28 protein-coding genes and 1 tRNA gene are annotated in these 20537 nt (G+C 60.9%); 14 read left to right on the top strand and 15 right to left on the bottom strand.

What is annotated here, in order from left to right:
* Entirely contained in the window at positions 1–927 is a 927-nt protein-coding gene (locus ACYPYQ_RS10215) for a DUF3617 domain-containing protein (protein ID WP_459723729.1), read from the bottom strand.
* Positions 928–1069: 142 nt separating this feature from the next.
* On the opposite strand from ACYPYQ_RS10215, the gene ACYPYQ_RS10210 reads away from it, so the two are divergent.
* Genes ACYPYQ_RS10210 through ACYPYQ_RS10195 form a run of 4 tightly spaced genes read left to right on the top strand, consistent with a single transcriptional unit; the run spans position 1070 to position 3992 of the window.
* Positions 1070–1843, top strand: a complete 774-nt coding sequence (locus ACYPYQ_RS10210) for a 3'-5' exonuclease (protein WP_459723728.1) — start codon at positions 1070–1072, stop codon at positions 1841–1843.
* A gap of 2 nt (positions 1844–1845) precedes the next feature.
* Positions 1846–2223 carry a VanZ family protein gene (locus ACYPYQ_RS10205; RefSeq protein WP_459723727.1) on the top strand — a complete coding sequence of 126 codons (378 nt, stop codon included), beginning with the start codon at positions 1846–1848 and terminating at the stop codon, positions 2221–2223.
* A complete protein-coding gene (rlmD, locus tag ACYPYQ_RS10200) occupies positions 2210–3523 on the top strand; it encodes a 23S rRNA (uracil(1939)-C(5))-methyltransferase RlmD (protein WP_459723726.1) in 1314 nt (437 codons plus the stop codon). The genes ACYPYQ_RS10205 and rlmD overlap by 14 nt, the downstream gene beginning before the upstream one ends.
* Before the next feature lie 4 nt (positions 3524–3527).
* Entirely contained in the window at positions 3528–3992 is a 465-nt protein-coding gene (locus ACYPYQ_RS10195; protein WP_459723725.1) for a rhodanese-like domain-containing protein, read from the top strand.
* On the opposite strand, the gene ACYPYQ_RS10190 is transcribed toward ACYPYQ_RS10195, so the two are convergent.
* Together ACYPYQ_RS10190 and ACYPYQ_RS10185 are read right to left on the bottom strand one after the other, a co-directional pair.
* On the bottom strand, positions 3993–4343 hold the full coding sequence (locus tag ACYPYQ_RS10190; protein WP_459723724.1) for a HopJ type III effector protein: 351 nt from the start codon (positions 4341–4343) through the stop codon (positions 3993–3995). It abuts the gene before it with no gap.
* 60 nt (positions 4344–4403) lie between these two features.
* Positions 4404–5090 (bottom strand): Bax inhibitor-1/YccA family protein, encoded by a 687-nt coding sequence (locus tag ACYPYQ_RS10185; protein WP_459723723.1) that lies wholly within the window; start codon positions 5088–5090, stop codon positions 4404–4406.
* Positions 5091–5419: 329 nt separating this feature from the next.
* On the opposite strand from ACYPYQ_RS10185, the gene ACYPYQ_RS10180 reads away from it, so the two are divergent.
* Together ACYPYQ_RS10180 and ACYPYQ_RS10175 are read left to right on the top strand one after the other, a co-directional pair.
* Positions 5420–5509 (top strand) — tRNA-Ser (locus ACYPYQ_RS10180).
* A gap of 27 nt (positions 5510–5536) precedes the next feature.
* A complete protein-coding gene (locus tag ACYPYQ_RS10175; RefSeq protein WP_459723722.1) occupies positions 5537–6106 on the top strand; it encodes a YfaZ family outer membrane protein in 570 nt (189 codons plus the stop codon).
* Positions 6107–6180: 74 nt separating this feature from the next.
* On the opposite strand, the gene feoB is transcribed toward ACYPYQ_RS10175, so the two are convergent.
* Positions 6181–7968 (bottom strand): ferrous iron transport protein B, encoded by a 1788-nt coding sequence (feoB, locus tag ACYPYQ_RS10170; RefSeq protein WP_459723721.1) that lies wholly within the window; start codon positions 7966–7968, stop codon positions 6181–6183.
* A complete protein-coding gene (locus ACYPYQ_RS10165; RefSeq protein ID WP_459723720.1) occupies positions 7965–8210 on the bottom strand; it encodes a FeoA family protein in 246 nt (81 codons plus the stop codon). Before ACYPYQ_RS10165 ends, feoB begins: the two co-directional genes overlap by 4 nt.
* Positions 8211–8304: 94 nt before the next feature.
* On the opposite strand from ACYPYQ_RS10165, the gene dapA reads away from it, so the two are divergent.
* The 3 genes from dapA to ACYPYQ_RS10150 are packed head-to-tail and all read left to right on the top strand — an operon-like array spanning position 8305 to position 10552.
* A complete protein-coding gene (gene dapA, locus ACYPYQ_RS10160; protein ID WP_459723719.1) occupies positions 8305–9180 on the top strand; it encodes a 4-hydroxy-tetrahydrodipicolinate synthase in 876 nt (291 codons plus the stop codon).
* Between the two features lie 16 nt (positions 9181–9196).
* Positions 9197–9778: a hypothetical protein gene (locus ACYPYQ_RS10155; RefSeq protein ID WP_459723718.1), complete on the top strand. Its 582-nt coding sequence runs from the start codon at positions 9197–9199 to the stop codon at positions 9776–9778.
* 9 nt (positions 9779–9787) lie between these two features.
* The gene (locus ACYPYQ_RS10150; protein WP_459723717.1) at positions 9788–10552 is read left to right on the top strand and encodes an MBL fold metallo-hydrolase; all 765 of its coding nucleotides are present in this window, start codon (positions 9788–9790) and stop codon (positions 10550–10552) included.
* A gap of 58 nt (positions 10553–10610) precedes the next feature.
* On the opposite strand, the gene ACYPYQ_RS10145 is transcribed toward ACYPYQ_RS10150, so the two are convergent.
* From ACYPYQ_RS10145 to ACYPYQ_RS10130, 4 genes are all read right to left on the bottom strand, one after another.
* Positions 10611–10811 carry a hypothetical protein gene (locus tag ACYPYQ_RS10145; RefSeq protein ID WP_459723716.1) on the bottom strand — a complete coding sequence of 67 codons (201 nt, stop codon included), beginning with the start codon at positions 10809–10811 and terminating at the stop codon, positions 10611–10613.
* Positions 10812–11087: 276 nt separating this feature from the next.
* On the bottom strand, positions 11088–11384 hold the full coding sequence (locus ACYPYQ_RS10140; RefSeq protein ID WP_459723715.1) for a hypothetical protein: 297 nt from the start codon (positions 11382–11384) through the stop codon (positions 11088–11090).
* Positions 11385–11464: 80 nt separating this feature from the next.
* The gene (locus ACYPYQ_RS10135) at positions 11465–11956 is read right to left on the bottom strand and encodes a DUF7931 domain-containing protein (RefSeq protein WP_459723714.1); all 492 of its coding nucleotides are present in this window, start codon (positions 11954–11956) and stop codon (positions 11465–11467) included.
* Positions 11953–13092, bottom strand: coding sequence for a JmjC domain-containing protein (locus ACYPYQ_RS10130; RefSeq protein WP_459723713.1), 1140 nt, complete (start codon positions 13090–13092; stop codon positions 11953–11955). Before ACYPYQ_RS10130 ends, ACYPYQ_RS10135 begins: the two co-directional genes overlap by 4 nt.
* Before the next feature lie 103 nt (positions 13093–13195).
* Between ACYPYQ_RS10130 and ACYPYQ_RS10125 the strand changes: the two genes are divergently transcribed.
* Together ACYPYQ_RS10125 and ACYPYQ_RS10120 are read left to right on the top strand one after the other, a co-directional pair.
* Complete coding sequence (locus ACYPYQ_RS10125; RefSeq protein ID WP_459723712.1) at positions 13196–13681, top strand: peroxiredoxin; 486 nt, start codon at positions 13196–13198, stop codon at positions 13679–13681.
* Positions 13678–14163, top strand: coding sequence for an FKBP-type peptidyl-prolyl cis-trans isomerase (locus ACYPYQ_RS10120; protein ID WP_459723711.1), 486 nt, complete (start codon positions 13678–13680; stop codon positions 14161–14163). The genes ACYPYQ_RS10125 and ACYPYQ_RS10120 overlap by 4 nt, the downstream gene beginning before the upstream one ends.
* A 64-nt stretch (positions 14164–14227) precedes the next feature.
* Here ACYPYQ_RS10120 and ACYPYQ_RS10115 read toward each other — a convergent pair whose 3' ends face one another.
* Entirely contained in the window at positions 14228–14653 is a 426-nt protein-coding gene (locus ACYPYQ_RS10115) for a hypothetical protein (RefSeq protein WP_459723710.1), read from the bottom strand.
* A 183-nt stretch (positions 14654–14836) separates the two neighbouring features.
* Here ACYPYQ_RS10115 and ACYPYQ_RS10110 point away from each other — a divergent pair, with 183 nt between their 5' ends.
* Positions 14837–15352, top strand: a complete 516-nt coding sequence (locus ACYPYQ_RS10110; RefSeq protein ID WP_459723709.1) for a hypothetical protein — start codon at positions 14837–14839, stop codon at positions 15350–15352.
* A 15-nt stretch (positions 15353–15367) separates the two neighbouring features.
* On the opposite strand, the gene ACYPYQ_RS10105 is transcribed toward ACYPYQ_RS10110, so the two are convergent.
* Positions 15368–16282: a hypothetical protein gene (locus ACYPYQ_RS10105; protein WP_459723708.1), complete on the bottom strand. Its 915-nt coding sequence runs from the start codon at positions 16280–16282 to the stop codon at positions 15368–15370.
* A gap of 147 nt (positions 16283–16429) precedes the next feature.
* Here ACYPYQ_RS10105 and ACYPYQ_RS10100 point away from each other — a divergent pair, with 147 nt between their 5' ends.
* Positions 16430–16996 (top strand): hypothetical protein, encoded by a 567-nt coding sequence (locus ACYPYQ_RS10100; protein WP_459723707.1) that lies wholly within the window; start codon positions 16430–16432, stop codon positions 16994–16996.
* Here the strand turns inward: ACYPYQ_RS10100 and ACYPYQ_RS10095 are convergent, their stop codons facing one another.
* The 4 genes from ACYPYQ_RS10095 to ACYPYQ_RS10080 all read right to left on the bottom strand — a co-directional run bounded on the left by ACYPYQ_RS10095 (position 16997) and on the right by ACYPYQ_RS10080 (position 20270).
* Positions 16997–17800, bottom strand: a complete 804-nt coding sequence (locus ACYPYQ_RS10095; protein WP_459723706.1) for a dienelactone hydrolase family protein — start codon at positions 17798–17800, stop codon at positions 16997–16999.
* 81 nt (positions 17801–17881) lie between these two features.
* Entirely contained in the window at positions 17882–18112 is a 231-nt protein-coding gene (locus ACYPYQ_RS10090; RefSeq protein ID WP_459723705.1) for a hypothetical protein, read from the bottom strand.
* Positions 18113–18229: 117 nt separating this feature from the next.
* Positions 18230–18916 (bottom strand): DUF2461 domain-containing protein, encoded by a 687-nt coding sequence (locus tag ACYPYQ_RS10085; RefSeq protein WP_459723704.1) that lies wholly within the window; start codon positions 18914–18916, stop codon positions 18230–18232.
* A 61-nt stretch (positions 18917–18977) separates the two neighbouring features.
* The gene (locus tag ACYPYQ_RS10080) at positions 18978–20270 is read right to left on the bottom strand and encodes an MFS transporter (protein WP_459723703.1); all 1293 of its coding nucleotides are present in this window, start codon (positions 20268–20270) and stop codon (positions 18978–18980) included.
* A 74-nt stretch (positions 20271–20344) separates the two neighbouring features.
* On the opposite strand from ACYPYQ_RS10080, the gene ACYPYQ_RS10075 reads away from it, so the two are divergent.
* Positions 20345–20536, top strand: coding sequence for a DUF1653 domain-containing protein (locus ACYPYQ_RS10075; RefSeq protein ID WP_459723702.1), 192 nt, complete (start codon positions 20345–20347; stop codon positions 20534–20536).
* Position 20537 lies beyond the last annotated feature (1 nt).

Here is a 20537-nt window from a genome sequence, read left to right as displayed (position 1 = left end):
TCAGAAGCCGAACAGGCCCTTCAGCTGTTTCGCGCCGTCGATGGCGTTACCCACCGGGTTGTCGGTGACCATGTCGCTGGAGCGGGACGAGCTGGTGTAGCTGCGGCCGGCGGCGGCCATGGCAGAGAATTTCTTGTATTCCGCCGGGCAGGCGTCCTCGAAGTCTTCGTAGTTGTTGTCGTCGACTTTCTTGCAGGCGGCTTTGGTGGCGGCCTTCATGTCGATCTTGCAGGCGGCGGCGATGGAGATGTCGGAGGTGTCGTCGTGCTTCACCAGCGCGAGATAGACCTCCGGTTTTTTCATCACGTCCTTGCTGATCACCTTGCAGGCGTATTTCTGGTTCTTGGCGCACATCGCGTTCGGGCCGAAGAACTGGTTGCTCATCAACTGTTCCGCTTCATAGCGTCCCACTTCGCACTGCTCGGCCATGCCGGCGGCCATCTGCGCCTTCGCCATGCCCATCATCTCGTTCATGTCTTCCATGCCCTTGCCGCCCACCACCATCGGGGCGGAGGTGTCGCAGGCCGTGCCGATGCGCTTGCCACGGTAGCTGGCCTTCATGTCCACCTTCTCGCCGTCGGCGGTGCCGCTCATCTGCATGCTGCCCTGATAGCTGCTCTTGCTGTGGGTTATCTCGCCGCCGCCCTTCATGTCCTGGCCGTCGCCCTTGCAGCGCACCTTCCAGGTGACCTTGTTGCCGGAGGCCTTCACGTCGCTGACCTTGCAGTTGCCTTCGTCCTGCATCATCTGCTGCGGGTCGGGCTTTCCGTCCTTGCCCTGACACACGGTGATGACGGTCTCGGGCATGGCGTAAGGCATGCCGGCCATCTCGGTTTTGCTGGTGACTTCCCACGTTTCGCCGGCGGCGGCGAGGGCGAGGGAGGGGATAAGTGACGATACGAGCAGCAGGCAGGACAGTTTGCGCATGGCAGCCTCCGACAAGGGGTTGGTGATAGGAGAAGACGCGGTGGATTGTTTACCTTGCAGACAAGGGCGTCAAGCGGGCGGATAGGAAGGCCGGGCGGCCTCAGGTATCATGCACGCCCTTCCGGAAATCGCGGCGACCATCATGAACCCTACACTCGTCTTCGACATCGAGACCATCCCCGACATCGCCGGGCTGCGCACGCTGCATGACCTGGATGCCGCCGTCAGCGACGCCGAAGTGGCCGAGATGGCGTTCCAGATGCGCCGCCAGAAGACCGGCAGCGATTTCCTGCCGCACCATCTGCACAAGGTCGCGGCCATCTCCTGCGTGCTGCGCGAGGGCGACAACTTCAAGGTATGGTCGCTGGGCGAGCCGGACGAGGACGAGGCCAGCATCATCAAGCGCTTCTTCGACGGCATCGAAAAATACACGCCGCAGATCGTGTCCTGGAACGGCGGTGGTTTCGACCTGCCGGTGTTGCACTACCGTGGCCTGATCCACGGCATCCAGTGCCCGCGCTACTGGGACCAGGGCGAGGACGACAAGGATTTCAAGTGGAACAACTACATCAGCCGCTACCACTCGCGCCATCTCGACCTGATGGACCTGCTGGCGATGTACACCGGCCGCGCCAATGCGCCGCTGGACGAGCTGGCGAAGCTGATCGGCTTCCCCGGCAAGCTGGGCATGGACGGCAGCAAGGTGTGGGATGCATATCAGCAGGGCCGGCTGGTCGAGATCCGAAACTATTGCGAGACCGACGTGGTGAATACCTGGCTGGTGTTCGCGCGCTTCCAGCTGATGCGCGGCCAGTTCACCCGGGCGCGCTACGAGCAGGAACTGGAACTGGTGCGCGGCACACTGGCGAAATCCAGCGAGGCGCATTGGTCGGAGTATCTGGCTGCCTGGAAGTGAGCATGCCGGGATTGCGCAAGGTCTGGCTGGGGCTGGGCTGGTTGTGGGTCGCACTGGTGTGCTATCTGTCGTTGGTGCCGCACCCGCCCGAACCGGTCTCCTTCGACGGAGTCGACAAGATCGAGCATCTGCTGGCCTATGCCGGGCTGATGCTGTGGTTCTGTCAGGTGTATGTCTCGCGTGCCGCGCGCATCGGCCTGTTGCTGGGTTTGGTGGCGCTGGGCGTAGCGATCGAGATATTGCAGGGCATGGGCGGCTACCGATATTTTGAATACACCGACATGCTGGCGAACAGCGTCGGCGTGTCGGTCGGATGGGCATTGGCGCATACCCGCATGGGGCGCATGATTATTCAGTTGGAACGAGATGGCAGACATTGAACAGACAGTGGTGATCGAATCCATCGATCAGGAAGGGCGCGGCATCGCGCATCACGAGGGCAAGGTGATCTTCATCGAGGGGGCATTGCCGGGCGAGCGGGCGACCTATGCCTCGTACCGCAAGAAACCCAGTTTCGAGATGGCCCAGGCGACCAGCGTCGCCAACCATTCCTACATGCGCGTGCAACCGAAGTGTATCCACTTCGGCGTGTGCGGCGGCTGCGCCATGCAGCATATGGATTCCGGCGCGCAGGTCGCCATCAAACAGCGCATCCTCGAAGAGGGGCTGGCACGTATCGGCAAGGTGACGCCGGAGAACATCCTGTCGCCCATCCATGGTATCTACTGGGGCTATCGCCAGCGGGCACGCATCGGCGTACGTCATGTACTGAAGAAGGGACGCACGCTGGTCGGCTTCCACGAGAAGCGCAGCAGTTTCATCGCCGACCTGTCGCGCTGCGAGATCCTGTCACCCAAGATCTCCGCGCTGATCCCCAAACTGTCCGAATTGATCGACGGCCTGTCCATCCGCGACCGCATCCCGCAGGTCGAGATCGCCTGCGGTGACAACGTCGATGTGCTGGTGCTGCGCATCATGGAGCCGCTGACCGGGAAGGACGAAGACAAGCTGCGCGCCTTTGCCGATACGCACGACATCCAGTTCTGGCTGCAACCCAAAGGGCCGGACACGGCCGCGCCTTTCCATCCACCGGTCGCGCCGCAGCTCAGCTACAGCCTGCCCGAGTTCGGCATCGAGATGCCGTTCGCACCGACCGAATTCACCCAGGTCAATCACCAGCTCAACCGCGTGATGGTGCACCGTGCCCTGCGCCTGCTCGATCCGCAGCCGCATGAGAACATCGCCGACTTCTTCTGCGGCCTGGGCAACTTCACCCTGCCCATCGCGCGCAGCGGCGCGCAGGTGCTGGGTATCGAAGGCAGTGCCGCGCTGGTGAAACGCGCTGTGCAGGGCGCTGAACATAACGGCCTGACTGCCAACACGCGCTTCATGGACATGAACCTGTTCGAGATGAACGAAGAGACACTCGCAGGATTAGGCAGGTTCGACAAATGGCTGGTCGATCCACCGCGCGACGGCGCCATCGAACTGATCAAGGCCATCACGCCGGACACCGCGCCGCAACGCATCGTCTATGTGAGCTGCAACCCGGCCACGCTGGCGCGCGATGCGGAAGTGCTGGTGCATGTGAAGGGCTATACGTTGAAGGGGGCGGGTGTGATGAACATGTTCCCGCAGACGGCGCATGTGGAGTCCATCGCGGTGTTCAGCAAGGAGTGAAGCGATGAAACGCTATGACGATCTGGTTGAAGAGGCGCTTGCACGTGTGAAGGAAGTCACGCCCTGGGATTTCGGGCGGCGCTACCAGTCGGGCGATGTGCCGCTGTTGCTGGATATCCGTGAACCGTCCGAATTCGCGGCCTTGCACATCCCCGGTTCGATCAATGTGCCGCGCGGCATATTGGAGCAGTCCTGCGAGTGGGATTACGACGAGACCGTGCCGGAGCTGGTGCAGGGGCGCGAGCGCGAGATCGTGGTGATCTGCCGCTCGGGCAAGCGCTCCGTGCTGGCGGCGGATGTGATGCAGCAGATGGGGTTTTCCAATGTCGTTTCGCTCAAGCTCGGTATCCGCGGCTGGAACGATGCCGAGTTGCCCATGGAAGACGCGGGCGGCAATGTGGTGGATGCGGACGCGGGTGACGAACTGCTGGCTTCGCGCGTGAAACCGGAACAGCGCAAGCCCAAGTGATCAGGCGGCTTTGGGCGTCAGCGCCTCGCCCTCGAATGCGATACCTTCCCAGCCGGTCTTCATGAAGTTGCGGATGTTGGCGTGGTCGGTCCCGGCCGGGTTGCCGAGCACATCCTTGCGGTAATAGTCCCCGAAACAAGTCAAAGTCTGTTGCGGCGTCAACCCGTTCAGCTTCGCGAACGAGAACAGTTTGCATGAGCCGTTGTTCTGTCCGGCCTCGTTGCGGGTCGCGCCGTTGCGGAAAGCGGTCGGGGTGAAATCGTAGTGCGCGTCGATCAGAGCGATGGTGTCGTTGAAGCAGATGCTGTCCGGCGCGTCGGCCAGTTTTTTCAGGAAGTCATTCAGTTGCATATCGTCTCCGTGGAAAACAAAAGGCGGCCGTTCGGCCGCCTTGTCGTTGCTGCGGGAAGCTTATTCGCGTTCGCCGGTGAAGGCCATCAGCAGTTGCAGCAGGTTGATGAACAGGTTGTAGATGTTCAGATACAGACCCAGCGTCGCCATCACATAGTTGGTCTCGCCGCCGTTCACGATCTGGCTCACGTCATACAGGATGTAGGCGGAGAAGATCAGCACCGCGATGGCGGAGATGGTCAGGCTCAGTGCCGGGATCTGGAAGAACAGGTTGGCCAGCGAAGCGACGATGAGCAGGATCAGCCCGATGAACAGGAACTTGCCCATGAAACTGAAATCCTTCTTGGTCACGGTGGCGATGGTGGCCAGCGAGAAGAAGATGATGCCGGTGCCGGCGGCGGCCATGCCGATCAGTTGTGCGCCGTTCTTCAGGTGCAGGGCGACTTGCAGGATGGGGCCGAGGAACACGCCCGCGACGAAGGTGAAGCCGAGCAGTGCGGCGATGCCCCATATGCTGTTGCGCAATGCGGACACGGCGAACAGCATGCCCAGCATCACGGCGAACATCACCAGCGAGGAGATGATGGGGCTGGCGGCCATGAACGACAGGTTCAAGGAGGTGCCGATGAAAGCGCCGATCACGGTGGGGATCATGGTCAGCGACAGCATCATGTAGGTGTTGCGCAGGACCTTGTTTCGTTCGACGGGTAGTGTTCCGATGGGGGCGGTCTGGGTCTGGTAGTTCATTTCTGCTCCGTTCAAATAAAGTGCGACTTTGCGCACGGCGAGCATGAGACTACCCAAGCAGCATAAAAGTTGCAACCGTGCATGCAAGGCGGTTTTGGAAGGCAGGATGAATTCGGGTATCATGCGCGGCGTTGCTTGCCTGCGGTCATCCGTCGTTTGCTGCAAGTGATTGAAGTTCAAGGAAGCGTGGCCGAGCGGTTGAAGGCACCGGTCTTGACCACACACCGCGAAGCGGTTTGTGGCGGCGCAGGCTCTTGTACCCGAAGGGTGAACCTTCAGGTTATGCCGTAGCCAAAACCGGCAATATGATTTCGTAGTAATAACAATTTGGAAGCGTGGCCGAGTGGTTGAAGGCACCGGTCTTGAAAACCGGCAACGATGTGAGTCGTTCGTGAGTTCGAATCTCACCGCTTCCGCCAATTCCCCACTGATTTAAGGAGTCCTGTATGTTGCGTCGTATAACTGCTGCTGCACTGATCATGGTCGGTTCGACGGCCTTTGCCGACACGCTGGATATCAATCTGAGCAACAGCACCGCCCAGTTCAAATACACGATCCCTAGCGGTATCGCCGGCAAGTCCGACCTGTTCGCCTCGCTGGCCTACAACGATGTGAACGACATCATGGTCGATGCCGGCCTGCTGGTGCTGAACGAAGAAGGCAGTGTGTCAGGTCTGTCGCTGGGCATCGGTGCCAAGGCGGTGGCGGCTTCGCTGAGCAAGGTGGCGTCGACGCGCAAGCTGGTGTCCGGCGTGGCGCTGGGCGCGCAGATCCGATTCGAGTTGCCCAACGACCGCCGCTTCGCGCTCGTGGGCGAGTACAACTATGCGCCGCGCATCATCAGCTTCGGCGACGTGGATCATTTCACGCAGGGCATGGCGCGTTTCGAGTTCGCCATGTCTCCGCTGACGCAGGCCTACCTCGGCTACCGTTCCAGCAAGTTCATCATGAAGAACGGTTTCCCGGAAGGACGTGTGGATAACGGTGGCCATATCGGTGTGCGTCTCTCCTTCTGACCGCATCCGTTGTACTGCTGTAAACGAAACGCCCCGGCATGCCGGGGCGTTCGCTTTGGTGTGGGGGGATTGTTTCAGTACCCGAGTGCCCGGGCCGATTGGTAGAACACGAAGCTGATGGACCAGGCCAGTACCAGTGACCAGCCCAGGGTGAACAGCGTATAGCGCATGTCCTTGGCTTCGGTGCGCAAAGTCGCGATGGCGGACAGGCAGGGTGTGTAGACCAGGGTGAACAGCATGAAGCTGTAGGCTTGCACCCAGTCCAGTTGTTGTCCCAGTGCGCTGCTCAGGGCATCGCCGCTCATGCCGTAGATCACTGCCAGCGAACCGATCACGATCTCCTTGGCGACGAAGCCGAAGATCAGCGCGATGGTCAGCTGTTCATTGATGCCTATGGGCGCGAAGATCGGGTGCAGGGCGCTGCCGATCATGCCGGCCAGCGTGTCGACGCTGCCCGGCGCAGCTGTGGACGGCAGGTTGGTGAGCAGCCAGACCAGCACCACGCCGGCGATGATGAACTGCGTGGCGCGGCTCAGGAAATGGCGCACTTCGATCCAGCCGCGTAGCAGCATCTGGCGCAGGGTGGGGAAGCGGTAGGGCGGAAGTTCGAGCACGAACGGCTCGCTACTCTGGAACTTGTTGCGGAACAGCAGCGCGGTGAGGATGGCAGCGGCGAAGCTGAACAGGTACAGGCTGAACAGCACCAGCGGTGCGTGCTGCGGTGAGAACAGCGCGGCGGTGATGAACACGAACACTTGCAGGCGTGCCGAGCATAGCGAGAAGGGGATCACCAGCATGGTCAGCAGTCGCATGCCACGTGAACGCATCACACGTGTGCCCATCAGCGCGGGGACGTTACAACCGAAACCCATCAGCAGCATCACGAAGCCGCGTCCATCCAGTCCCATCTTTGCCATCAGTGCGTCCATCAGGAAGGCGGCGCGCGACAGATAGCCGCTGTCTTCCACCATGGCCATGAACAGGAAGAACAGCACGATGATGGGCACGAAGGCAGCCACTGTCGCCACGCCGTTGTAGATGCCGTCCAGCAGCAGGCCGGACAGCCAGGGCGGCGTACCGGCCACGGCTGCCTCCAGCGCGTTGCTGCGCAGCCAGCTCAGTGCTTCGGCTACGCCGCCCTGCAGGGGCTGGCCGAGCAGGAAAATGCCCTGGAACAGCAGATACATGATGCCGAAGAAGATGGGCAGACCGAGCCACGGGTGCAGCATGACGCGATCGAGCTTGTCGGTCAGGTGTTCCGGCATCTGAACCGGTACCTGCACCGCATGTTTCAGCACGCGCGCCATCTCGGATTCGATGTGCTCGTCCTGCTCCAGTTGCGAGCGCAGCTGCTCGGCCATGCCCGGGGTGGGGTAGCGCAGGGCTTTGGTGACGGCCTGCAGCGCGTCCTGGTAGCCCGCACCGTATTTGCCGCTGAGCAGATAGATGGGCAATCCCAGCATCTCGGACATCCTGGCGCTGTCGATGGTGATGCCGTATTTGCGCGCCTCGTCCGACATGTTGAGCAGCACCACCACGTTCATGTTGAGCTGTTTGAGTTGCAGCAACAGGCTCATCTGGCGTTCGATCTGCGTGGCATTCAGGATCACCAGCGCCAGGTCGGGTACGTTGTCGTGCAGGAAGTGGCGCACCACCTGTTCGTCGTCGGAGAAACCGTGCAGGTCGTAGATGCCCGGCAGGTCGATGATCTCCACCATGTCGCCGCCGAGCAGGATCTTGCCGGACAGCAGCTCCACGGTGATGCCGGGCCAGTTGCCGACGCGCGCGGCGCCGCCGGTCATGCGGTTGAAGAGGGTGGACTTGCCGGTGTTGGGCATGCCCAGCAGAGCGATGCGTTTCATGCGCAGCCGGCTCCTTTGCACACTTCTATCTTGCCGGCTTCGTTGCGGCGCAAGACGACATCGGTGGTGCCCAGCCGTACCTGCAGCGGGCCGGAGAAAGCGGCGATGCGAACCAGCTCGACCTGCTTTCCCTTGCGGAAGCCCAACGCGAGCAGGCGCTGGTGCAGCGCCTGCTCGGCATGGATGGCAACGATGGTGGCGATATCGCCTTGTTGCAGGGTGGCTAGGGTGGAAGCTGACATGGTCGCGGCATTATTCCACAGCCGCCTCGCTCCTGTCGCGTAAGCCGGTGTGATTAAGGTAGAATGCGCGCTCCCGAAACGGTTCAAAAAGATCATGATCACTGGCAGTCTTGTAGCAATCGTCACGCCCATGCATGAGGATGGCAGTCTCGACCTCGAAGCATTCCGCGCACTGATCGATTTCCATATCGCCGAAGGCACCGATGCCATCGTGGTGGTCGGTACCACCGGCGAATCCCCTACCGTCGATGTGGAGGAGCATGAGCTGCTCATCGCCGAAGCGGTGAAGCATGCCTCGAAGCGCGTGCCCATCATCGCAGGTACCGGCGCAAATTCCACGAAGGAAGCCATCGAGCTGGCCACCTTCTCGAAGAAGGTCGGGGCGGATGCCTCGCTGACCGTGGTGCCTTACTACAACAAGCCGACGCAGGAAGGCCTGTACCTGCACTTCAAGGCCATCGCCGAAGCGGTGGATATGCCGCACATCCTGTACAACGTGCCGGGACGCACCGGTGCGGACATGGGCAACGACACCGTGCTGCGTCTGGCGCAGATACCTAACATCATCGGCATCAAGGATGCGACCGGCAATATCGAGCGCGGCAGCGACCTGCTGCAACGCGCACCAAAGGACTTCGCCATCTACAGCGGTGATGATGCCAGCACGCTGGCGCTGATGCTGCTCGGCGGCCATGGCACCATCTCGGTGACGGCCAACGTCGCCCCGCGCCTGATGCACGAGATGTGTGCAGCCGCGCTCAAAGGCGATGTCGCCACCGCGCGCGCGATCAACTTCCGCCTGCTCGGCCTGCACCGCAAACTGTTCATCGAAGCGAACCCGATCCCGGTCAAATGGGCGGTCGCGCGCATGGGCAGGATGAACAACATACTGCGATTGCCGCTCACACCGCTCACAGCCACCTCCCAGCCCGAGGTGGAGGATGCGATGCGTCAGGCCGGCGTCATTTGAACCCACTGGAATCACTATGAAAACAAGCAATGCGATCACTGCCGTCCTCGTCCTCAGCCTGCTGGCCGGGTGCGGTCTCATCCCCGAGCGCAAGCCGGTGGACTACAAGAACGGCGGAACGCCGGCCCCCGCGCTGGAAGTTCCACCGGATCTGACGCTGCCGGGAAGCAGCCAGCGCTATGCCATCCCGGCTGCGGACGGCACGCAGGTGGCCAGTTACTCGGATTATTCGCGTGATGTGAAGAATGCCGATCAACCTCCCGTGGCTCCGGTGCCGACACCCGTTGCTGCGGTGGAAGAAGAACCGGCGCGCCTGATTTCGGTGGAAGGCCAGCGCTTCGTGTTGCTGTCCGAGCCGTTCGACCGCGCCTGGCGCAAGGTCGGTCTGGCGCTGGAACGTGCCGGCCTTGTCGCGGGCGATGTGAATCGCAGCAAGGGCGTGTTCTATTTGAAGGGCACGGACAAACAACCGGCTGAAGTGCGTGTGCTGGTACAAGAGACCAAGGGCGTAAGTGTGGTGACGGTGGTTGCGGATGCAGCAGCCGAGGCCGAGACTGCGCGTATCCTCGACCTGCTGTACCAGCGACTGGAGAAATAACGCGCAGTGATGCGTTTCGCGTTCCTCGGCAGCGGCAGCGAAGGCAACTCGCTGCTGGTGCAGGCCGGCAACACCACTCTCATGCTGGATTGCGGGTTCTCCGTCAACGAGACGGTGGCGCGTCTGGCGCGTCTCGGCCTGCAAGCCGAACAGCTCGACGGCATCCTCGTCACCCACGAACACAGTGACCATATCGGCGGTGTCGCGCGGCTGGCACGCAAGTTCAAACTGCCGGTGTGGATGACGCACGGTACCCTGCTGACTCAGCAGACCTCGTTCGCGGATATCAGTGTCACCGAACTCAATCCCCATCACTGCATCGCCATCGGCGATATCGAGGTGCAGCCTTTCCTGGTGCCGCACGACGCGCGCGAGCCGGTGCAATATGTGTTCAGCGACGGTGCATGTCGTCTCGGCGTGCTGACCGACACCGGCCATATCACGCCGCACATCACAGCATCATTGGCAGGGTGTCACGCGCTGGTGCTGGAATGCAATCATGACGAAGAGATGCTGCGCAGCGGGCGTTATCCGCCCGTGCTCAAGCAGCGCGTCGGCGGTCGCTTCGGCCATCTGAGCAACCGTCAGGCGGCGGGGTTGCTGGCGGGCATGGATACCAGTCTTCTGAAATGCATCGTAGCCGCGCACCTGAGCAAGCAGAACAACCAGCCCGGGTTGGCCGCGCTGGCGCTGAGCGAGGTGCTGTCTTGCCGGCAGGATGAGATCGCGATCGCGTCGCAGGCCGAGGGGCTGGACTGGATAGTGATAGGTTGATGTGTTGTGTTGCAAAGAAAAAAGCCGGCTTGCGCCGGCTTTTTTGATCGTGCGGGTATTACTTGGCAGCAGCTGGAGCTTCTGTAGCCGGTGCAGCCGCTTCGGTTGCGGAAGCGGCAACCGGTGCAGCCGCTTCAGTTGCAGGAGCAGCGACAGGAGCAGCAGCTTCAGTTGCAGGAGCTGCGGTTTCAGCAGCTTTTTCACCACAAGCAGACAAGGACAGAGCCAACAGAGCGGCGATCAATGCAGAGCGTTTCATTTTCAATTTCCAATCGATAGGTAGGTGCTACTAGACTTTAAGTGAAGGTTTGTATTGAGTTGCCCTTTCTGCAACCTTCCCAAAGAAAAGGCGGCGCATTCTAGCGCTTCCAAAGGGAAATACAAGAGGGATGCTGTGGCGGAAAACCCCTTTTATTTCAAGCTGAAAGAGCTCGTGCAAGGCGCTGTCAAAAGCATGTAATTGTTGCGATTGTCTGGTAATTCCGGCGAGGGCGGTGAGCCGGGCTTGCCCGGCTCACCGGTAGGGCAAAAGGACTTACTTGTTGACGGCATCGGCGGCCTCGTTGACTACTTTCTTGGCGGCATCCTTGGCAGCTGCGGTCGCGTCATCGGCGACTTCCTTTGCTTTGTCAGCCGCAGCCTGTGCGGCGTCTTCGGCAGCGCTCTTGGCTGCGTCACCTACCTCCTTCGCGGTTTCTGCTGCGGCATCCTTGGCTTTGTCGGCGGCTTCTACGGCCGCTTTCTTGGCTGCGTCCAGAGACTCGGCGGCTTGTTCGCCGCAGGCCGTCAGGGAGAGGGAGAGCAATGCGGCAATCAGAATGGGGAATTTCATTTTCGATTTCCTATCGTTGGATGTTTACAGGATAAAATGCCGGCGTGCAGCGCTTCGATTCTAGCAAGACTTGCAAGCCATCAAAGCCCGAGCCGCGTCGGCGTCGCCCCGGAGTGGGATGCCAGCCACATCTCTTGGAAGCGCGAATTCAATTCGTGCGCACCCTCCGGGTCGTTCATCGCCAACAGTCCGCGTGTATCGTCGAAGTGATAACGGCGAACGAAATGGTGACCGTCGGCAACGGCGAACGGTTCTGTCACGCCGTGCAGGTGCGATGGCGTTTGGAAGATGGACATGCTGTGGCTGAATTCGCGCAACAGCATCATCATGCGCGGGCAGAAGCGGATCAGATGTTGCGTGTCATGTGCCAACAACTGCAGGCGATTGTTACTGCTGAGCAGCAGGTAATGACGCAGCGCATCGTAGCGCGCTTCCGAGTTGAAGCCGATGTCGGAGAAATCCTTCTCGAAGATATTCAGCGAATGCTGCGCCGAAGCGCAGACCGTATCCAGCGCCGCTATGTAATCGGCAACGCCGTCGAAAGTGGTGTGCTGCAGGGGCTCATCGTTCATGGTCGGCGTCTCCGGGTGGCGGGGGCAAGGTATCCGTCCAGATACCACTCATACAACAATTCCAGAGCGTCCTGCGTCAATGCGGTCCCGGCGGGGAGCATGCGCGCATCGGCCAATTCACGCAGCACGCGATAGTCGCTCTTGCGCACCTTGTGCGCCTCTCCATTGACGAACACCGTGCGTTCCTGGCACAGCATAAGCGTCTTCAGATCCAGCGCCACCCCGTGCTTTAGCACTGCCTCGGTGAAGCGTGCCGCAGACAGCGGTCGTGCGGGGCCATCGAAGAAGATATGCGGCTTTGGCTCGGAGAGATAGCTACCCAGAAAGTTGGCGATATCCTCGTCGTCCCAGCGTATCTTGCGGATCGCGGAACCGACCTGTTTCAGCATCGCGGGGCCGAGTTCGGAAGCATGCTTCTGCAGCTTCAGATCGGGATCGGAATAGGTGCCTTCGATCTCGATGCGGTCCTGCAGATATACGAGGAACTGCTCTGCCAATTCCTGATACCAGGGGGTGCGGAAGCCGATGGAGTAGGTCATGCAATCGTCTTCCGCGATGCCGTTGTGGGCGCAGTGTGGTGGCAGGTAGAGCATATCCCCCGGTTCCAGTACCCACTCCTGTTCCACCTTGAAATCCTTCAGGATGCGCAGCGGTGCGCCTTCGACCAGTGTCTGGTCTTCCTGGGTGGAGATCTGCCAGCGGCGGTGACCGTATCCTTGCAGCAGGAACACGTCGTAGGCGTCGAAGTGCGGGCCGACGCCGCCGCCTTTGGGCGCATAGCTCACCATCAGGTCGTCCAGCCGCGCATGCGGGATGAAGTCGAAACGTTTCAACAAGTCGGCAGCTTCCGGCAAGAAATGGTTCACACCCTGCACCAGTACCGACCATTGGCCTTTCTTCGACAGGCCGCTGAAATCCTTCGCGACGAAAGGCGAGTGACGCAGCCCGAACTTGCCGTGCTGCTGCGTGACCAGTCTTGCCTGCGCATCCTCGTCACAGGCCAATGCAATCAACTGCTCAGGATCGAGCAGGCCAGCGAATCCAGGCACCGCCTGACGGATCAGCAACGGTTTCTTTTGCCAGTAATCACGCAGGAATCTTTGCGGAGTCAGTCCGCCGAGCAGGGTATTTTCCATACGGCGATTATAGTCCTGCCACATGCATTGAAAAGTGCGGTAGATGGAAAATTCCGGGGTGCACCACGCGCGAATTTCGATAGAATGCGGACAGGAGGACGTTATGCCCACACAAGCTGTACCACTACAAGCTGGAATGGAGGCACCGCACTTCGAGTTGCCGGATGCCGACATGGAGACGTTCAGGCTGGCCGCGCAACAAGGCAAGCACAACGTCGTGTTGTACTTCTACCCGAGGGACGACACGCCGGGTTGCACGATGGAAGCGAACGAATTCACCGATCTGGAGGATGCGTTCGCGAAGCTTGATACCATCATCGTCGGTATCAGTCGTGACGACTGCATCAGTCACGCCTGCTTCCGCGACAAATACGGTCTCTCGGTGCTGCTGCTGTCCGATCCCGAGGCACGGGTCTGCAGGAAATACGGTGTCATGTACGAGAAGGAAGTGGATGGTCACAAGAAGCTCTCCATCCAGCGCTCGACATTCATCATCGACAAGGCCGGCACGCTGCGCCACGCCCTCTATGCCGTACACGCCCACGGGCATGCACAAGAGATACTCACACTGATAAAGGAAATGAAATGAAGATCGAAAAGAATGCTGTCGTCTCGCTGACCTATGCACTGAATGACGCCAGCGGCGCATTGATCGAGCAAACGAACGACCCCATCAGCTACCTGCACGGCGGTTTCGATGGCATCTTCCCCGCGGTCGAGGAAGCGTTGCACGGCAAGGATGTGGGCGACAAGTTCACCGTCAGCATGACGCCCGATGAAGCCTTCGGCGAATATGAGCACGACCTGGTGCGCGTCGAGTCGCGCGACATGTTCCCGCCAGAAGTCGCTGTAGGCATGCAGTTCGAGGGCGGTGCGGAAGGCGACGATGACGAAGATTTCATGCTGTACACCGTCACCGAAGTCACCGACAAGGAAGTCACTGTCGATGGCAACCATCCGCTGGCCGGCAAGACGCTGACATTCTCCGGCGTCGTCACCGGCGTGCGCGCCGCCACGGCCGAGGAGCTGGAACACGGCCATGTGCACGGCGACGGTGGCCACCACCACTGAGCATTAAGGCCGAGTGAAAAAAGCCCGCTTGAGCGGGCTTTTTTCCGTGCAAGACCCGATCGGTTCAATCGCCTTGTTCGGCTTTTCTTCCCGCCAGGATGTGGCACAAGTGTTCATCCGCCGGCTCCAGTGTATAGCGGGCGACGTCGTTAAGTAGCGCCTGTATCTCTTCCAGCGAGAAGTGCGCCATGAGGCGGTTCGCCATGTCCGGCTCGATCGGCAGCAGACGCGCCTCGCCCGAGGGGAGTTTGAAGCCGAAGCCGGCCAGCCGGTGCAGATCACCGTCGGCAGCGCTCATATCCTCCTGCTCGTCTTCCAGTGACTCGTAGAAGGCCTCGATCTCATCCGATAGCGCTTCCGGGATGTCTTCGGGGACGGCGACCACCAGGCCCAGCGGATCGTCGCTGCACTCGCAGCTCGATCCATGCTGCCGCACAAAGTCTACGAAGCGGTCACGCAGTTCGGTAGAAAAGAAGATATATTCGATCATGCGGGGCGTCCATGTGCCGGGAAGGTCGACATGGTGCCGCCGGCAGGGACCGCTGGCAATCACCCGAAGGGGGAACTATGCGTTTGTCCGCCTGCTGAGCGAATGATTTTGTTGTTAGAATCGCCCGCAGGCCACAGTTTCGGTGCTTCCTTGCCGACAACCCGAGATAACGGAAACGACATCATGGACAAGACCGTCAAGATTCGCGCTTACACCGACCCTGCATCGGGGCAACAGGCATCCAAGCAAAAGGAGCAAGACATCGAGCTTGCCGCGCGTGAAGCGCAGCTGGAAGACGAGCGCAAGAAGTCGCTGGAACAGCTCAAGACCATCGTGCAACTGCGAGAATCGCTGAAGCAGGAGCAGGCCAGAACGGCGGAAGCCAGCAAGCGCGTCAACGAACTGGAATCCGGATTGAAGCAGGTCACTGCCTCCAGCGCCAGCGAGCTTGCGCGCAAGGATGCGCAGCTCGAAGCCGAGATGAAGCGTGCGGTTGATGCCGAGAACAAGTGCAAGGAACTGCAGGCACAGCTCAAGCAGGAGCAGGACAAGCTGTCCAATATGCCGGACCATAGCCGCTTGCTGGAAGCCAAGGACAAGGAACTGGCCGACCTGAAGGCCAGGCTGCAGGATATGGGCGGTGTGTTGAGCAAGATCATCAGCATCGCCGAAGCCGCCAAGCTGGTCGGCAAGCCATAACTTCCGCTGCCCGCGTCAGATCGGGCAGCTCTCCGTGCCGCGCAGGAACTGCAGATATTCATCCAGTCGTTCACGCAGGTGCTGCGGGGCTGTCACGATGTCATGCGACAAGGCGAACAGCGGATAGGCGCGCCAGTCGAACACCCCGAATTTCTCCACCATGCGCAAGGTGTGCACCCCTTCACCGGAGATGTCATCCCACTCGCCGCGCGCCAGCTTGCGGCCCAGTTCATGGTGGTGCGAATCCTCGCTGGTCGCGGTCGTGATCAGATCACCCAGCCCGGCATAGCTGTAAGGGGTATGCGCCTGCCCGCCGAAGGCCTGCACGATGCCTGAGAGTTCCGCGATGGACGCCGCCACCAGATGGCCGCGCATGTTGTCTCCCAGCTTCAATTCATCCGCCATGCCGAACAGGATGGCGTACACGTTCTTCAGGATCACCGACCAGCTGCGCCCGTGCAGATCGCTCGCCTGCTGGCAAACCAGGCCGCTGCCACGGAACAGGCTGCGCATCACCCCGAAATCCGCCGCATCGGACAGCACCGCATCGGCGAACCCCAGCCGACCCGCGCGCAGCTCTTCCGAGATCATCGGGCCATAGATCACGCCGAAGTGGTGTCGTCCTTCGAACACATGGTCGAACACCTGTGCCGCCGTACGGCCGGACTCATCCAGTCCCTTGGCGATGGTGAGGCAGACGCTGTCCGGAGTGAGGAAGGGAGCGATGCGCTGTGCGATCTCCTGATGCGGGTTCACCGGCAGGCAGAACAGAACCACCTGCGCCACGGACACTTCCTCTTCCAGCGTGGTGAACTTGCCCTTCACCACTTCGCCCATGTTCCAGATGTGCACGTCATGGCGTTCCGCCAGCAGGGATTCCATGGCGTGGCCCATCTCGCCGTATCCCAGGATAAGTACGCGCAGTTTCATTCAGTGTCCCCGGTATGGTTGTTCAGGTCGCCATCATAGATCGAAGTGCCCCCGTGTTCGCAGATCATGTTGCCGACCATCATGGATCGCCGCTTGTTATCATCTGCCCGCGCTGCACCGATCAGGGGGAGAAGCATGCAATACGACATGGCAAGATTCGATCAGCCGCTGGTGGACGAGACACAGCCGAAAGCGCAGGTGTGGACCGACATCGGCGATGCGGAGGTGGAGTATTCGATATTCGGCAAGGCCAAGGTGCGCGTATATCGCCAGAAAGACGAGGTGCGCGGCACATTGCGCTGGACGCTGCTGGCCATGGGTTTGATAGTCGCCGCGGTGTGGCTGGTAAGCGAAGCGGCACGCCAGCCCGCGATCGTTCATGTCGCAGCGCCCAAGCCTGCCGTTGAGGTCGTCGTGCCCGATGTGCAGAAGTCGGTGCGCGTCGCGACTCCTGTCAAACCCAGGATAGTGCCCCACACAAGCGATACGGCGTCGCAGTTGCCGGTAACCTCCGCTCCGGTGGCGGCCAATCCCTTGCCGCGCGCCCCGGTCGGCGTGTCCGGCGTTTCGGCCCCTGTTGTGGTGGTCCAGCCTGTTCCGTCGGCGGCTAAACCCCTTTCTGCACCTGTCAGGCCAGCCGTGCCAGCCGCGATCTCGTCTGAAGCGATGCAGCGTCCGGTCGAGGCGACATCGGCTGTGCATGCGAGCGACTGATCAGCGCCCGGATGGTCCCTGCTGCAGCACTTCCGCCAGGAATCTTTGCAATTGCAGCCATGAATCTTTGTCCGCTGCCGCGTCATAGGCCAGCGGCAGGTTGAACTGCTTGCCGTAGGCATCCGCATCCGGGTTGGTGAAGCTGTGCATCGCACCGGGGTACACCACCGCCTTGTAGTCCACACCGGCTGCTTTCATCTCCTGCTCGAACGCTTGCACTTGCGCAGCCGGGATCATCTTGTCATCCGCGCCGGTGAAGGAACGTATCCTGGCTTTGACCTTGCCTTTCTGTGCGGGCGTATCGGTCGCCAGCCCGCCGTGGAAGCTCGCCACGCCGAGCAAAGGCTCGCCCTCGCGCGCCATGTTCAGCACCACCGAGCCGCCGAAGCAATAACCGATGGCGGCCAGCTTGCTGCTGTCCACGCGCGGATCATCGCGCAGCACTTTCATCGCCGCCTCGAAACGGGCCTTTGTCAGGGGACGGTTCTTTGACACCTCGCCGGAGAACTTCCCGGCATCGGAAGGATGCAGTGCTTGCTTGCCGTCACCGTACATATCCACGGCCAGTGCCACATAGCCCAGCCCGGCCAGCATGTTCGCCCGCTTGCGCGCATAGGCATTGTGTCCCCACCACTCATGTACCACCAGTACCGCCGGGCGCTTGCCCATGGCATGCCCTTCGTAAGCCAGCCAGCCTTTCAGCGTGGTGCCGTTCGCAGAGTAGCTGACCTCTTCACCCTCGACAGCCGCCAAGGCAGGCACGGTCAGACAGAGCAGGGCGAGGGAGATAAACAATCGTTTCATAGGTGCCTCCATTGTTGTGTGGGCAGAAAACAGGAAGCCCGCACAGGCGGGCTTCAGGATTCTATCTGTTGTACGGGGAGGTCACATCCCGACCATCGAAGCGGCGGGATCGACTTTGCGCACCATATGCAACAACTCGATACCTTCGACTTCTTCGGGGTCATATCTCACCAGCAAGGAATGCGGATGCGGCTTGTGCTCGAACTCGGCGCAATCCACGCCGATGCGCCCCATGATCTTCCTTTCCAGATTTTTTCTCGTTTGTGCTTCCAGCTCGGGATGCACATAGATCAACATGTCGGCTGTATGCATGATCGTCTCCTTCAGTGATGAAAGAACAGGAAGTGCGGGATTTCCCCCGCGCGTGCAGACCATGCTACGCCTTTGGCAAGCTGATAAAAATGGCTACACGCAACAGGGTTGTTCGGGTCAGAAGCGCAGTTCCACCGCCTGGCACAGGAAGCGCATCAAAGGTGCCGCCTGCCGGTAACGCTCCACCACCAGCGGACGCAGTTTGGCCGACGTGACCGTGGCTTCGGTGAGGTTGGCCAGAGCGATGAAGTCCTTGCGCTTGAGGTCTGCCACCTGCGGATGATCCTTGGCGAAACCGCGCGGTGCGTTGGCCAGCGTATCGCCGACCAGTTCGTACTGCTCGCGGAATGACGCATCGTCGCGCGCCGCCAGCCATGCCTCCGGTTTCTTCACGATGGCCGAGCGTATCTTGAACAAGGCATCCGCATCCGGATGCCACAGCCCCACGCCCACGAAACACTCGCCCGGCGAGATGTGCAGGTAATAGCCCGGCGCATGGATGTCCTTGCCCAGCTCGTGCCGGAACTGGATGCCGATGTTGGTCTTGTACGGCGTCTTGTCTTTGCTGAAACGCGTATCGCGATACACGCGCATCAAGGAACCGCCCACCTTCTTCGGCTGCGCCAGAAAGTGGCGAGAGATCGCCGGCATCTCCTCCGACATATCGCTGATGAGATCCAGCGCGGGCGTGCGCACCAGATCTTCGTATTCTTGTTGATGCTGCTCGAACCACTCGCGGTTGTTGTTCTGCTCCAGAGCGGAGAGGAAAGCGAAAGTCTGCTTGCTGAAGTAGCGGTCTGACATGGCATTCACCTGCAGAGGAATGAGTGCCGTGATTCTAGAACAATTCGATTTCGAGTCGTGATCAGGTTTGTTCCTGCAGCGCCGCCTGCTGTCCGCGCGCGGCATCCACACCGCGCAAGATCAGCAAGCCCGCCACTAAGAACGCGCCGGTGAAGAGGATGGCTGTGCGGTGGTCGCCTGCCGTCAGCCAGCTCACCATGCCGTAGGTCACCGGGCCGAGGATGGCGGACAGCTTCACTGCCAGTCCCCACAGGCCGAAGAACTCGGCGCGCCGTGCCGCCGGCGAGAACGCGCCCACCAGCGCACGCCCAGCCGACTGGCTGGCACCCATGCAAAGCCCCGCCAGATTCGCGGCAGCCCAGAACAGCCCCGGCCCTTCGGATGCCCAGGCCAGCAGCACCATCACGATCCAGCCGACCAGCGTCAGGGCGATGGCCGGCACATGGCCGATGCGATCCTGCAGATAGCCGAAACTGAACGCGCCGATAGCGGCCGTGATGTTGACCAGGAAGATCAAGCCCAGCGTCTGCTGCATGGTGAAATGCATCGCCTGCTGCGCGTAGATGGCGGCCAGCGAGATCACGGTCTGGATGCCTGCCTGATAGAACACGGTACAGATCAGGAAGCGGCGCAGGTCGCGGTATTGCCGCGCATGCCGCACGGTCTGCAGCAGACGCGCGAACGATTCTTGCAGCATGTTCTTGCCGACCAGATGTGGCTGCGGCTGCGCGCGTTCCTTCAATAGCAGGAAGGTCGGCAGGCTGGCCAGCGCGAACAGTGCCGCCGTGATCAGCATGGTCACCGGCACGAAATCCGCCGCCGTGTCGCCGCGCGCCTGCGCCCAGCTCACATAGGCGAGGCAGACGCCCAGGCTGAGCAGGCCGCCCACATAACCCAGGCTCCAGCCCCAGCCCGATACCTTGCCCAGCGAGCCCTCGCGCGCCAGTTCCGGCAGAAAGGCGGCGATCAGGTTCTCGCCGCTGCCGTAGAAGAAATTGGACAGCACGATCAACGGGATCGCCAGCCACAGCATGCCCGGCCCGACGAAGTAGAGCGCGGCGGTAAACAGCACGCAGCCGGCGGTGGTGATGAGCAGCAAACGCTTCTTCGCCGCATAGGCATCCGCATACGCCCCCAGCAGAGGCGCGGTCAGCATGATCAGCAGATACGAGGCGGCCAGCGACAGTGTCCACGCCAGGGTCGCCCACGCTGCGCCGCCCGCCACCACCGAGACGAAGTAGGCATTGAAGACCGCTGTGATGACGATGGTGGTGTAGCCCGAGTTGGCGAAGTCATACATCGCCCAGGCCCAGGCTTCGCGGCGGTTCACATCGGCGGCAAGGTTCTTTTGCATGGTGCGGATGGTAACTGCTCGCGCGGGCGGACAGTATAAGATTCGCACTGAATCGAAACTCACGGACTGCAAACATGAGATACAGACACTACAAGGGCGGCATCTACGAGATCGTGTGCGAGGCGAAGCTGGAGGCAGATCCCAAGGTCACTCTGATGATCTACAAGTCGGACGAGGGGCTGATCTGGGCGCGCCCCAAGGACATCTTCTTCGAAACAGTGCAGCACGACGGCAAGACCGTGCCACGCTTCTCGCCGCTTGACTGAG

This window comes from Sideroxyarcus sp. TK5, from assembly GCF_054601595.1.
Note: the sequence above shows the minus strand (reverse complement) of the source record. Positions and strands in the feature narration are given on the sequence as shown.

Excerpts from the sequence above, each read along its gene's own strand:
- ACYPYQ_RS10215 (WP_459723729.1), bottom strand. The coding sequence starts at position 927 with ATGCGCAAACTGTCCTGCCTGCTGCTCGTATCGTCACTTATCCCCTCC.
- ACYPYQ_RS10210 (WP_459723728.1), top strand. The coding sequence starts at position 1,070 with ATGAACCCTACACTCGTCTTCGACATCGAGACCATCCCCGACATCGCC.
- ACYPYQ_RS10205 (WP_459723727.1), top strand. The coding sequence starts at position 1,846 with ATGCCGGGATTGCGCAAGGTCTGGCTGGGGCTGGGCTGGTTGTGGGTC.
- rlmD (WP_459723726.1), top strand. The coding sequence starts at position 2,210 with ATGGCAGACATTGAACAGACAGTGGTGATCGAATCCATCGATCAGGAA.
- ACYPYQ_RS10195 (WP_459723725.1), top strand. The coding sequence starts at position 3,528 with ATGAAACGCTATGACGATCTGGTTGAAGAGGCGCTTGCACGTGTGAAG.
- ACYPYQ_RS10190 (WP_459723724.1), bottom strand. The coding sequence starts at position 4,343 with ATGCAACTGAATGACTTCCTGAAAAAACTGGCCGACGCGCCGGACAGC.
- ACYPYQ_RS10185 (WP_459723723.1), bottom strand. The coding sequence starts at position 5,090 with ATGAACTACCAGACCCAGACCGCCCCCATCGGAACACTACCCGTCGAA.
- ACYPYQ_RS10175 (WP_459723722.1), top strand. The coding sequence starts at position 5,537 with ATGTTGCGTCGTATAACTGCTGCTGCACTGATCATGGTCGGTTCGACG.
- feoB (WP_459723721.1), bottom strand. The coding sequence starts at position 7,968 with ATGAAACGCATCGCTCTGCTGGGCATGCCCAACACCGGCAAGTCCACC.
- ACYPYQ_RS10165 (WP_459723720.1), bottom strand. The coding sequence starts at position 8,210 with ATGTCAGCTTCCACCCTAGCCACCCTGCAACAAGGCGATATCGCCACC.
- dapA (WP_459723719.1), top strand. The coding sequence starts at position 8,305 with ATGATCACTGGCAGTCTTGTAGCAATCGTCACGCCCATGCATGAGGAT.
- ACYPYQ_RS10155 (WP_459723718.1), top strand. The coding sequence starts at position 9,197 with ATGAAAACAAGCAATGCGATCACTGCCGTCCTCGTCCTCAGCCTGCTG.
- ACYPYQ_RS10150 (WP_459723717.1), top strand. The coding sequence starts at position 9,788 with ATGCGTTTCGCGTTCCTCGGCAGCGGCAGCGAAGGCAACTCGCTGCTG.
- ACYPYQ_RS10145 (WP_459723716.1), bottom strand. The coding sequence starts at position 10,811 with ATGAAACGCTCTGCATTGATCGCCGCTCTGTTGGCTCTGTCCTTGTCT.
- ACYPYQ_RS10140 (WP_459723715.1), bottom strand. The coding sequence starts at position 11,384 with ATGAAATTCCCCATTCTGATTGCCGCATTGCTCTCCCTCTCCCTGACG.
- ACYPYQ_RS10135 (WP_459723714.1), bottom strand. The coding sequence starts at position 11,956 with ATGAACGATGAGCCCCTGCAGCACACCACTTTCGACGGCGTTGCCGAT.
- ACYPYQ_RS10130 (WP_459723713.1), bottom strand. The coding sequence starts at position 13,092 with ATGGAAAATACCCTGCTCGGCGGACTGACTCCGCAAAGATTCCTGCGT.
- ACYPYQ_RS10125 (WP_459723712.1), top strand. The coding sequence starts at position 13,196 with ATGCCCACACAAGCTGTACCACTACAAGCTGGAATGGAGGCACCGCAC.
- ACYPYQ_RS10120 (WP_459723711.1), top strand. The coding sequence starts at position 13,678 with ATGAAGATCGAAAAGAATGCTGTCGTCTCGCTGACCTATGCACTGAAT.
- ACYPYQ_RS10115 (WP_459723710.1), bottom strand. The coding sequence starts at position 14,653 with ATGATCGAATATATCTTCTTTTCTACCGAACTGCGTGACCGCTTCGTA.
- ACYPYQ_RS10110 (WP_459723709.1), top strand. The coding sequence starts at position 14,837 with ATGGACAAGACCGTCAAGATTCGCGCTTACACCGACCCTGCATCGGGG.
- ACYPYQ_RS10105 (WP_459723708.1), bottom strand. The coding sequence starts at position 16,282 with ATGAAACTGCGCGTACTTATCCTGGGATACGGCGAGATGGGCCACGCC.
- ACYPYQ_RS10100 (WP_459723707.1), top strand. The coding sequence starts at position 16,430 with ATGGCAAGATTCGATCAGCCGCTGGTGGACGAGACACAGCCGAAAGCG.
- ACYPYQ_RS10095 (WP_459723706.1), bottom strand. The coding sequence starts at position 17,800 with ATGAAACGATTGTTTATCTCCCTCGCCCTGCTCTGTCTGACCGTGCCT.
- ACYPYQ_RS10090 (WP_459723705.1), bottom strand. The coding sequence starts at position 18,112 with ATGCATACAGCCGACATGTTGATCTATGTGCATCCCGAGCTGGAAGCA.
- ACYPYQ_RS10085 (WP_459723704.1), bottom strand. The coding sequence starts at position 18,916 with ATGTCAGACCGCTACTTCAGCAAGCAGACTTTCGCTTTCCTCTCCGCT.
- ACYPYQ_RS10080 (WP_459723703.1), bottom strand. The coding sequence starts at position 20,270 with ATGCAAAAGAACCTTGCCGCCGATGTGAACCGCCGCGAAGCCTGGGCC.
- ACYPYQ_RS10075 (WP_459723702.1), top strand. The coding sequence starts at position 20,345 with ATGAGATACAGACACTACAAGGGCGGCATCTACGAGATCGTGTGCGAG.